The organism is Corallococcus sp. AB018 (assembly GCF_003986945.1).
In the GTDB taxonomy this organism is placed as follows: Bacteria; Myxococcota; Myxococcia; order Myxococcales; family Myxococcaceae; genus Corallococcus; species Corallococcus exiguus.
In genome coordinates, this window is record NZ_RAWR01000305.1 from 1 (window position 1) to 9514 (window position 9514).

General features: G+C 70.8%; 11 protein-coding genes. 5 read left to right on the forward strand and 6 right to left on the reverse strand.

The features are described from left to right. On the reverse strand, nucleotides 1-355 hold a 355-nt coding region (locus D7Y11_RS39325), incomplete at its 3' end, for a beta-ketoacyl synthase N-terminal-like domain-containing protein (protein WP_306770489.1). Nucleotides 356-492: 137 nt separating this feature from the next. Between D7Y11_RS39325 and D7Y11_RS39330 the strand changes: the two genes are divergently transcribed. The 3 genes from D7Y11_RS39330 to D7Y11_RS39340 all read left to right on the forward strand — a co-directional run bounded on the left by D7Y11_RS39330 (nucleotide 493) and on the right by D7Y11_RS39340 (nucleotide 2262). Then, nucleotides 493-753: a phosphopantetheine-binding protein gene (locus D7Y11_RS39330; RefSeq protein WP_120600146.1), complete on the forward strand. Its 261-nt coding sequence runs from the start codon at nucleotides 493-495 to the stop codon at nucleotides 751-753. 95 nt (nucleotides 754-848) lie between these two features. Continuing rightward, entirely contained in the window at nucleotides 849-1448 is a 600-nt protein-coding gene (locus tag D7Y11_RS39335) for a 2,3-diphosphoglycerate-dependent phosphoglycerate mutase (RefSeq protein WP_120581125.1), read from the forward strand. Nucleotides 1449-1557: 109 nt separating this feature from the next. Further along, nucleotides 1558-2262 carry a DUF4476 domain-containing protein gene (locus D7Y11_RS39340; RefSeq protein ID WP_158624566.1) on the forward strand — a complete coding sequence of 235 codons (705 nt, stop codon included), beginning with the start codon at nucleotides 1558-1560 and terminating at the stop codon, nucleotides 2260-2262. A gap of 10 nt (nucleotides 2263-2272) precedes the next feature. Here D7Y11_RS39340 and D7Y11_RS39345 read toward each other — a convergent pair whose 3' ends face one another. Continuing rightward, the gene (locus D7Y11_RS39345; protein WP_126936249.1) at nucleotides 2273-2812 is read right to left on the reverse strand and encodes a hypothetical protein; all 540 of its coding nucleotides are present in this window, start codon (nucleotides 2810-2812) and stop codon (nucleotides 2273-2275) included. A gap of 131 nt (nucleotides 2813-2943) precedes the next feature. Between D7Y11_RS39345 and D7Y11_RS39350 the strand changes: the two genes are divergently transcribed. Then, nucleotides 2944-4395, forward strand: a complete 1452-nt coding sequence (locus tag D7Y11_RS39350; protein WP_121755880.1) for a chondroitinase-B domain-containing protein — start codon at nucleotides 2944-2946, stop codon at nucleotides 4393-4395. Between the two features lie 58 nt (nucleotides 4396-4453). Here the strand turns inward: D7Y11_RS39350 and D7Y11_RS39355 are convergent, their stop codons facing one another. From D7Y11_RS39355 to D7Y11_RS43980, 3 genes are all read right to left on the reverse strand, one after another. Then, the gene (locus D7Y11_RS39355) at nucleotides 4454-4849 is read right to left on the reverse strand and encodes a hypothetical protein (protein WP_120600141.1); all 396 of its coding nucleotides are present in this window, start codon (nucleotides 4847-4849) and stop codon (nucleotides 4454-4456) included. 50 nt (nucleotides 4850-4899) lie between these two features. After that, nucleotides 4900-6021 carry a cytochrome-c peroxidase gene (locus tag D7Y11_RS39360; RefSeq protein WP_126936250.1) on the reverse strand — a complete coding sequence of 374 codons (1122 nt, stop codon included), beginning with the start codon at nucleotides 6019-6021 and terminating at the stop codon, nucleotides 4900-4902. A 180-nt stretch (nucleotides 6022-6201) separates the two neighbouring features. Beyond that, on the reverse strand, nucleotides 6202-6978 hold the full coding sequence (locus tag D7Y11_RS43980; protein ID WP_199753924.1) for a hypothetical protein: 777 nt from the start codon (nucleotides 6976-6978) through the stop codon (nucleotides 6202-6204). A gap of 140 nt (nucleotides 6979-7118) precedes the next feature. Between D7Y11_RS43980 and D7Y11_RS39375 the strand changes: the two genes are divergently transcribed. Then, entirely contained in the window at nucleotides 7119-8210 is a 1092-nt protein-coding gene (locus tag D7Y11_RS39375; protein ID WP_233607543.1) for an acyltransferase family protein, read from the forward strand. Between the two features lie 63 nt (nucleotides 8211-8273). Here D7Y11_RS39375 and D7Y11_RS39380 read toward each other — a convergent pair whose 3' ends face one another. Continuing rightward, nucleotides 8274-9458, reverse strand: a complete 1185-nt coding sequence (locus D7Y11_RS39380) for a tRNA-uridine aminocarboxypropyltransferase (protein WP_120581119.1) — start codon at nucleotides 9456-9458, stop codon at nucleotides 8274-8276. Nucleotides 9459-9514 lie beyond the last annotated feature (56 nt).

The following is a 9514-nucleotide window of genomic DNA, read 5'->3' on the forward strand; positions in this document are numbered from 1 at the left end:
GGGGTGCATACCCCGCGGACTCCATCGCCGCCCACGCGCACTCCAGGAGCGCCCGGTGCTGAGGATCCATCTGCTCCGCCTCGCGCGCCGGGTACCCGAAGAACGCCGCGTCGAAGCCCTCCGCCGCCTCCAACACTCCCGCCGCGGTGATCCACTCGTCGCCCTGCGGCAGCCCCAGCCGCTCCCGGCCCGCCGCGTCCAGCCGGGTGATGGAGTCCACCCCGCCCACCAGGTTGCGCCAGTACTGGCGCGCGTCCTCCGCCCCCGGAAAGCGCAGCGCGAGCCCCACCACCGCCACCGCCATGGGCGCGTCCTCGTCCCCGGCGTCCGTCGCGGCCTCGTTCGCGTGGTCCATGGCTCCCGAGCCTGCCAGGGAAGCCCAGAAACCGGGGGACGCCGAAGCCCGCCTGCTCGCCCTGGCGCGGTCAGCCTTGACGCGGTAGTTCTATTTTCCTCAATTTGCAGCAAATCCAGAATCCGGAGCAGCCCACCATGAGCACACAGAGCGCAGTCCCCTCGCCCATGGAGGCGCGGCTGGCCGGGTACTGGCAGGAGCTGCTGGGGGTGGACGCCGTGCGGCCGGAGGACCACTTCCTGGAGGTGGGGGGCAACTCGCTGCTGGCCACGATGCTGGCCAACCGCATCGAGGACGACCTGGGCCTCCAGGTGGGCATGGTGGACCTGTTCAACACGCTGAGCGCGGTGGCGGCCGTCTGCGAGCGCCTCCAGCAGGAGACCGAGGCCACCGGCTGACGCGCCCCGGAGCGTGGCCGCAAGACGACGGGCCGGGCGGGTGGACGGGGCTTGCCTCTTTTCCCCTCGCCCCTGGTTGGGCTAGCAGGGAGACCATGCCCATCCTCGCCCTCGTCCGTCACGGTCAGTCCCTCTGGAACCTTGAGAACCGCTTCACCGGCTTCGTGGACGTGCCCCTCACCGAGCAGGGCCGCGCCGAAGCCCGCAAGGCCGCCGACGCCCTCCAGGACGTGAAGTTCGACGTGGCCTACACCTCCGCCCTCAGCCGGGCGCAGCAGACGCTGGCCATCCTGCTGGAGGCGCTGAAGCAGACCCCGCCCGTCATCCGCGACGCGGCCCTCAACGAGCGCCACTACGGCGACCTGCAGGGCCTCAACAAGGCGGACGCCGCCAAGGAGTTCGGCGAGAAGCAGGTCCACGTCTGGCGCCGCTCCTTTGACGTGCCGCCCCCCAACGGCGAGTCCCTGGAGATGACCGCCAAGCGCGTGCTGCCCTTCTTCGACCGCGCCATCGCGGGCGACCTGCGCCAGGGCAAGAACGTGCTCGTCGTGGCGCACGGCAACTCCAACCGCTCCCTGGTGATGCGCCTGGACAAGCTGTCCGGCGAGACGGTGGTGGGCCTGGAGCTCGCCACCGGCGTGCCGCTCGTCTACGAGATTGGCGCCGACGGACAGGTCGTCTCCAAGCGCGGCTGAGCCGCCCTGACGGCAGGGCCTTCCTGGGGAAGATGGGAGGGGGCTTGAATGAGCGGCCTTCTTGCCCGTCAGATGGGACGAAGCACGAACACCCCCAAGGATGCACACCATGAAGGCCCTGACCCTCGCCGTCGTCCTGCTCTCCTCCGCCGCGGCCCTGGCCCAGACGGCGCCCAAAACGGCGGAATCAGTCACCATCTCTGGCGGCGCCGAGTTCCGCCGCCCGCCGCCCCCGGGCCAGTCCACGCCGCGCCCGGGACCGATGCCCCAGCCGATGCCGATGCCGGTGCCCTCGCGCAACCAGGTCGTCATCGACCGTGAGCAGGTGGCGCGCCGCATCGACCGGCTGGAGAGCGCGCTGCGCGACGCGATGTCCCGCACGAAGGACGCCAAGGGCCGCGAGAGCATCCGCAACGCCATGGAGGAGCTGGACAAGCTGAGCGAGTACGTGGACGACGCCGCGCCGGTGGTGGTCAACCACCCGGCGCCGCTGCCGCCCCCGCCGCCGCCGGTCGTCCGGCCCATCTCGGACGTGCAGTTCCGCAACATCACGGCGGCGATGGTGCGCGAGTCCTTCCCGCGCGAGAAGCTGCGCATCCTGTCGCAGGTGGCCCCGAACGAGAACTTCCTCGTGACGCACATCCTGTCCGTGCTGGGGCAGTTCAACTTCTCCAACGACAAGCTGGAGGTGGTGCGCCTGATGCGGCCCACGCTGCTGGATCCGCAGAACGGCTACCAGCTGTACCAGGCGTTCCCCTTCTCCAACGACAAGCAGCAGCTGCAGGCCATCCTCGACAGCGGCGGGCGCTACTAGCCTTCCCGCGTCACCGGAGCGCGGACCAGATGGTCCGCGCTTCCTGAGAGTCCGCGGTGGCGTGGACGCTGGCCAGCACCCGTCCTTCCGCGTCCAGCGCCAGGACATAGGGGGTTTCGCTGGGAGAGAGGCCCAGGGCCTTGGCCATGTCACCGTTCTTGTCCAGCCAGGTGTCCTGCCAGTAGGACTGAGGCACCTGGCCCTTCGCCTTGCCGCGCGCGGTGCCCTCGCTGACGAAGAACGGCAGCTTGAGGGCAAGGAGCGACTGGCGGTGTACCGAGTCCGAGACGTGCTGGTCCGCCGCGTCGAACCATCCGCGCATCTGGGCGCCCGCGTCCTTGTTGGTGATGACGACCAGCAGCGTGGGACGGCCCTTCAACTCCTCGCTCGCGTGCTTCCCGTTCGTCAGGTCGCGCGCGGAGAACTCGGGCAGCGACTGTCCCTGGGACGGCAGCGCGAACGCGCCCGGAGCCGTGAGCAGTACCCCCGCGAGCGCTGACACCGTGAGAATGGAGCGTCCCCGTCGCGAGCCTCTGGATTGGCGAGCCATGAGAGGACAAGTGTTCACGCGGATGCGGATCCCCTAGCGCCCGGAATGCCTGCGCACGCCCGGCAGCCTGCCCTGCGTGGGGATCCGGTAACGTCAGCGCCCCCCTTTCTCTTCGTACCGGGAGTCCCCCCTTGAGAACCGTCTCCCTCGCACTGCTCCTGCTGCCTCTGACGGGTGGCGCGGCCGTGAAGAGCATCTCCACCGTGGCCGACCTCCAGACCGCGCTTTCGTCCGCGAAGGCCGGGGATGAGCTCGTCCTGGAGGACGGCACGTACACCGTCAACGCGAACCTCAACTGCGCCGCGGAGGGCACCCAGGCCGCGCCCATCATCGTGCGCGCGAAGAACCGCCACGCGGCCGTCGTGCGCTTCAACGCGCAGGAGGGCTTCAAGGTGTCCGGCCGGTACTGGACCTTCGACGGGCTCACGGTGGAGGGCATCTGCGCGAACGACCAGACCTGTGAGCACGCCTTCCACGTCACCGGCCACGCGGAGAACTTCGTCCTGCGCAACAGCCGCGTGCGCGACTTCAACGCGCAGCTCAAGGTGAACGCGTCGAAGAACGCCGGCGGCGTGTGGGAGATCCCGCACCGGGGCCTCATCGAGAACAACGAAATCTACGACACGCACGCGCGCGCGACGGGCACGCCCGTGACCAAGCTGAACATCGACACGGGCGACGACTGGGTGGTCCGCGACAACGAACTGCATGACTTCTCCAAGCAGGGCGGCATCTCCTACGGCGCATTCATGAAGAGCGGCGGCAACCGCGGCCTCTTCGAGCGCAACCGCGTCCTGTGCGTGAAGGACCAGCCTGCGGGGGACACGCGCATCGGTCTGTCGTTTGGCGGAGGCGGAACCGGGAACGAGTTCTGCGCGCCAGCCTTCGACCCGACCGTGCCGTGCTCGCCGGAGCACAAGGACGGAATCATCCGCAACAACATCGTGGCGAACTGCTCGGACGTCGCGGTGTACCTGAACAAGGCCGCGAACACGCGCGTGCTGTTCAACACGTTCATCGGCACGACGGGCGTGGACTATCGCTACGCCCCGTCCACTGGCGAGGCCATCGGCAACGTGATGTCCGGCCTCATCCGCAACCGCGACGGCTCCAGCGTCACCACGAGCTCGAACCGGATGAGCGTGACGACCGGCGACTGGGCGGGCTGGTACGTGGCGCCGCTCAAGGGCGACCTGACCCTCAAGGGCGACGTGTCGGTCCTCGTCGGCGCGGCCCCGCGGAACACCCTGGTGCCGGAGGACTTCTGCGCGCGCCCCCGGCCCGCCACGACGACGCTGGGAGCCCTGGAGCACTCGCTGGGTAACTGCCCCGCGAACACGGGCGGCGGCACGGACGCGGGCACCGGCGGAGCCACGGACGCGGGCACCGGCGTGGATGCGGGCACCGGCACGGACGCGGGCACCGGCACCACGGACGCGGGCGTCGTTCCGGACGCGGGCCCGGGCCCGGAGCAGGAGCCGCCGGACGAGGATGACGGCGGTTGCACCGCGAGCCCTGGCCTGCTGCCCGCGCTCCTCGGGCTGCTCGTGCCCCTGGCACTGCGTCGGCGCGCCCGTCGCTAGCAGAGGCCTGGCGAGGCGGCTGGAGACCCCAGCCGCTTCGCTCCCTCACCCGCGCGCTTTAGAACGCGGTGGAGACGAACAGCCCCGGGCGGATGGCCAGGATGCCGCCCACCACCAGCGCCAGCGACACCAGCGTGCCCACCAGCGGCAGCACGTAGCCGGGCGGCGTGCGCCGGCGGTTCGCGGACAGGGGGCCCTGGATGGCGCCCACCGCGAGAATCATCATCACGATGTGCCCGATGAGCGCCGGGTAGTACCCGCGCGTCAGCAGCACGCCAATGCCCACGAGCAACTGCAGCTGCATGAAGCCGGAGTAGGACGCGCCGATGATGCGCCCCACCTTGTCGAACGGGCGCTTCGTGGCGACCGCGAACGCGAAGAACGCGAGCGCGATGACACCGGACAACAGCACCAGGTAGCGAAGACCCGAGTGGAGATGGAAGAAGAAGGTCATGGACGCGAGGGTTTAGCACCCGCCGGGCGGGGCGCGACGTTTCCTGCAAGCTACGACGGGTCCGGCTTGGGCGTGCGCTTCGTGCTGGGGGGCAGGGGCGGCGCGGAGATGCGCTCGGTGGGGGGCAGCTCGCCCGTGAGGCTCTTGAGGAAGGCCACCAGGTCGTCCACCTCGCCGTCCTTCAGCGTGCGGCCCAGCTGGTAGCGGCCCATCAGGCGCACCATGGTGGGCAGGTCCTTCACGCTTCCGTCGTGCAGGTAGGGCCCGGTCATCTCCACGTTGCGCAGGGTGGGCACGCGGAAGTAGCCCCGGTCGGCCTCGTTCTTCGTCGCGTCGAAGCGGCCCGCGTCCGTGAGGGCCGGGTACGCCTCCACCAGCCCCAGCTTCTGGAACGAAGAGCCGCCCACCGCCGGGCCGTTGTGGCACGTGGTGCAGCCGGTGGTGACGAAGGCCTCCAGGCCGCGCTGCTCCTGCGCGCTCAGGGCCACGTGCTCCCCCGCGAGGAAGCGGTCGAAGCGCGACGGCGTGGTGAGCGTGCGCTCGAAGGCGGCCAGCGCCCGGGCGGCGTTCGCCAGCGTGACGGGCTTGCCCCCCTTGGGGAAGGCGGTGCGGAAGCGCGTGCTGTACTCGGGGATGGAGGACAGCGTGGCCTCGACGCGCTTCGCGTCCGGCATGGCCATCTCCACCGGGTTCATCATCGGCCCTTCCGCCTGGGCCTCCAGCGTGGCGGCGCGCCCGTCCCAGAACTGCGCGATGTAATGGGCCGCGTTGTAGACGGTGGGCGAGTTGCGGCTGCCCTTCTGCTTCTTGTGACCTTCCGACAGCGCCTTGTTGTCCACGCCGAAGGTGTCGAGTCCGTGGCAGCTGTTGCAGGACACGTCGTGGTTCTTCGACAGGCGGGGCTCGTGGAAGAGCATGCGCCCCAGGGCCACCTGCTCCGCGGTGTCGTCGGGCAGCGGCGCCTGGTTGCGAGGAGCCTGGAAGAAGTGCGACGCCAGCTTCGCCACCGCCGCGGCATCCGGTGCCGTGGGCTTCGGAGCCTGCTCCGCCACGGGAGCGGGCGCGGCCGGCTTCACCTCCGGAGCCTTGTCTGGGGAGCGCTCACAACCGGCGAACAAGCCCGTTCCCATCACAGACAGGGTGAACCCGAGCAGCAATCGATTTCGCGTCATGTGAAGAGCCTCCCGGATGCGGCGCGGAGCGCACCGTACCAGTGCCCCGGGCGGCTGGCGTCGCGACAGAACGTCGCACCCACGGCGCGGCCTTTCCCATTCCATCAGTCTGGCAGCGCCTGCCCGGACGGCGGCCCGGCGGACGCGGCCCGAGCCTCCTGCGGAACAATCCCCGCGCCGCTACCTCTTCTTCAAGGTCTCGGTTACACGCAGTGGCGCATCCGCCAGGAAGCGGGGCGCCACGGAGGACGGCGGATGCAGGATGGAGACACGGGCGGCAAGGGGCGGGAGGTGGACGTGCTCGTCTGCCGCAAGTGCCTGACGAAGAGCGCCCGGAGCGGAGGGCAGGACCTGCCGCGCTGGCTCCAGGGGGAGCTGGCCGAGAAGGGCCTCGCCGGCCAGGTGCGCGTCACGCCCACCGGATGCATGAACCAGTGCCCGCGCCGGCAGGTCACCGTGCTCGTCTCCGACTCCGATGATCCCGAAGGCCGCCTGCTGCTGGTGGAGCCCCGGCTGCAGCGCGACCTGCTGCTGAAGTTCGTGGAGCGCCGCGCGCGCCCGGACGCTCCCTCCGCCACGCCCGGCGACGGCGACGCTCCGGGGGGGCAGGAGCACCTCGGTGATGAACCGGTCCACGAGGAACGAGGCCAGTAGCCCCGTCGCGGTGCCAGCGGTGTCCCACGCCAGGTCCTTCACGGAGAAGACGCTGCCGCGAGCCTTGTCGTACACCTCCTTGCCCAACCCCACGCCCAATCCCAGTCCCATGCCGGTGAGCGCCCGCGCGCCCGGTGAATCGAAGAGGACGGCGCCGGCCCCGTAGCCCACGCCCGTGGCCGCCGCGCACGCCGCGAAGTGTTTGGGCTTGTCGCTGCCAAACCAGTCATCACCGGACGCGGCGCGGCCAGAGGCCGGGACAGCGAGGAGCACGAGGGCAGCGAGCGCGGAACGGGCGGACATGCATCCATCCTGTAGCATCCTCCGCGGAGGACGCGACCTGGGCTGAGAGTGAAAATCCGGCGCGTTTCCACGCTTGCCGACCCCCACGGTTGGTGCGTTTTGGAGACGAGGCCCGCACGTGGGCTTATGCTCGACTCGTTTTGAAAGGCTTCGGTCCCTCGCTCAACTTCCGGCAGACCCGGCACCCCGCGTTGGATGGCGCGCGAGGACTGGCCGTGCTCGCCATGGTGATGGGTCACACGCTGGACGCGCTGCTGGCGCCCGCGTTCCGGGACCATCCGTGGATCCAGGAGTATTGGAAGATCCGGGGCATCACCGCGCCGCTGTTCCTGCTGGTGAGCGGCTGGGCGGTGGTGATGGCGCTGGGCACGAAGCCGGGCGCCGCGAAGGACTCCTTCGGCCGCCGATTCCGCCGCGCGCTGCTGTTGCTCTTCCTGGGCTACCTGCTGCACTGGCCGGGCTGGGGCGCGGTGCGCGCGCTGGGCTTCTCCGAAGCCATGCTGCGCAAGGTGTTCCAGTTCGACGCGCTTCAGTGCATCGGCGCGGCGCTGCTCCTGGGCGCGATGGCGCTGGTGGTGACGCCGAACCGGGGCGCCCGGGCGCTGCTGCTGGGCGGGCTGGCGGTGGGCATCCCCCTGGCGAGCGCCGGGATGTGGGACGCGGGCGCGCACCTGCCGGTGCCGTTGCAGCAGTTCATTGGCAATGGGGAGGGCAGCCGCTTCCCGTTCTTCCCCTGGGCGGGCTTCTTCTTCGCGGGCGCGTTCGCCGCGCACGCCCTCCACCTGCTCAAGCCGGGCCTGCCGCAGGGCTTCTCGTTGCTCGCGCTGGGCGGAGCGCTGCTGGCGCTCACCCGTTGGGTGCCCGTGGAGTGGACGCCCACCAGTCCCACGATGGTGCTGTACCGCGTGGCGCAGGGCCTGCTGGTGCTGGGCGTCGTGAACCTGCTGCCGCAGCGGGTGAGCGGCCTGCTGGCGCCGCTGGGACGGCTGTCGTTGTGGATCTACGTGCTGCACCTGCCGGTGGTGTACGGCTGGGCGGACATCGCGGGCCTCGCGCAGCGCATCGGTCCCCGGCTGGGCATCGCGGCGGCGCTGGGTACCTCCGTGGCGCTGCTGGTGGGCTGCTACCTCATCGCCCGGATGGGCCGCTGGGTCCGCGAGCAGGCCCGTCCGTGGCGCGCCGGCTCCACCACGCTGAACGCCAGCGTCGGCACAGCGCGCCTGGGCCAGTAGTAGGAAGCCCCGACCGTTCACGCGGCCGGGACGACGGCGCGCAGGGCGGCCACGCTCGCGGCCTCAGCCCTCGGAGCCGGTGCGAGGCAGCTTCGCGGGCGGCTCGGTCGCGTTGCCACGCGCCACCAGCTCACGCGTCACGGCCTCCAGTGCGTTGATGCGGCGGCCCGCGCGGCCCCGGGCCCACGTCGCCACCTCCGGCGCCTTGAGCAGCTCCACCGCCTGCTCCACGCCGCCTGCCTTGCCCTTGAGCGCCCGCGCGGTGACCAGCCGCACGTTGCGCGCGGCCCTGCGCGTCAGGCCGCTGTTCCACAGCAGGTCCAGGGCGAACGAGGTCCACACCGTCAGCTCGTCGTCCGGGCGCAGGAACGCCTCGAAGCGGGCCAGCGCCTGGGCACGCGGCTCACCGGCGCGCAGCTCCTCCTCCGGAAGCTCGACGTGCAGCGACGTGCTGTACGCGAGCGGCTGCTCCGGCGCGATGACCGCCTCGAAGCGCTCGCCCGTGGCGTAGCGGACCGCCACCAGGTGCACCAGCTCCGGCGGGATGCCCGCCTCCAGCGGGTGCGCGTTCGCCTCCGCGTAGAAGAGGACCAGCCGGTCCGCGGCATCCGCCAGCGAGCGCAGCTCCAGCGGCGGGCGCCACTCGCCCTTGTAGATGCGGCGGCGGTTGGGCCCCGTGCGCGTCTCCTGGCGCTCCAGCTGCGTGTCCACCATGAACTCGAACGCGCCCAGCATGCGGTCGAAGTACTCGGGCTTGCCCTCCAGCTGGCCCAGGATTTCCGCCACCGCCTCGATGGTGGAGACGCAGTGGTCCGCCGGCTCCGCGCGGATGCGGTAGTTGCTGGGGCGGCGCGGCACGAAGCCGATGCGCGGCAGCGCCGCGAGCACCGGGTTGCGCATCACCACCTTCTTCGCCTGCGGCCAGGTGCCGTCCACGACGATGAGCGTCTCCGGAGGATTCGCCTGGGCCTCCTCCACGGAGATGGCGTCCTCGCCCGGGAAGAGCACCGCGACGCGCTCCGGGTTCTTCGCCAGCTCCTCCAGCCGCGCGTGGCCGGAGAAGTCCACGCCCCGGTGCAGCTCCGAGTTGGTCAGCGACAGGTGCGCCATGCGCGCCGTGCCAATGGCCACGCGCCGCTCCCTCGGATGCTGGAGGAACACCACGCGCGTGCGCGTCTGGAGCTGGGGGACATGCGCGCAGTAGCACGCGCTTTCAGGACGCAGACACTTGATGCAGAAGGTACGCACGCCCGGCCCTTTATCACGGCCCCGCCCCGCCCTGCCCCGGTCGACCGGGCACGACC

Excerpts from the sequence above, each read along its gene's own strand:
- D7Y11_RS43980 (WP_199753924.1), bottom strand. The coding sequence starts at position 6,978 with ATGTCCGCCCGTTCCGCGCTCGCTGCCCTCGTGCTCCTCGCTGTCCCG.
- D7Y11_RS39340 (WP_158624566.1), top strand. The coding sequence starts at position 1,558 with ATGAAGGCCCTGACCCTCGCCGTCGTCCTGCTCTCCTCCGCCGCGGCC.
- D7Y11_RS39355 (WP_120600141.1), bottom strand. The coding sequence starts at position 4,849 with ATGACCTTCTTCTTCCATCTCCACTCGGGTCTTCGCTACCTGGTGCTG.
- D7Y11_RS39345 (WP_126936249.1), bottom strand. The coding sequence starts at position 2,812 with ATGGCTCGCCAATCCAGAGGCTCGCGACGGGGACGCTCCATTCTCACG.
- D7Y11_RS39335 (WP_120581125.1), top strand. The coding sequence starts at position 849 with ATGCCCATCCTCGCCCTCGTCCGTCACGGTCAGTCCCTCTGGAACCTT.
- D7Y11_RS39330 (WP_120600146.1), top strand. The coding sequence starts at position 493 with ATGAGCACACAGAGCGCAGTCCCCTCGCCCATGGAGGCGCGGCTGGCC.
- D7Y11_RS39360 (WP_126936250.1), bottom strand. The coding sequence starts at position 6,021 with ATGACGCGAAATCGATTGCTGCTCGGGTTCACCCTGTCTGTGATGGGA.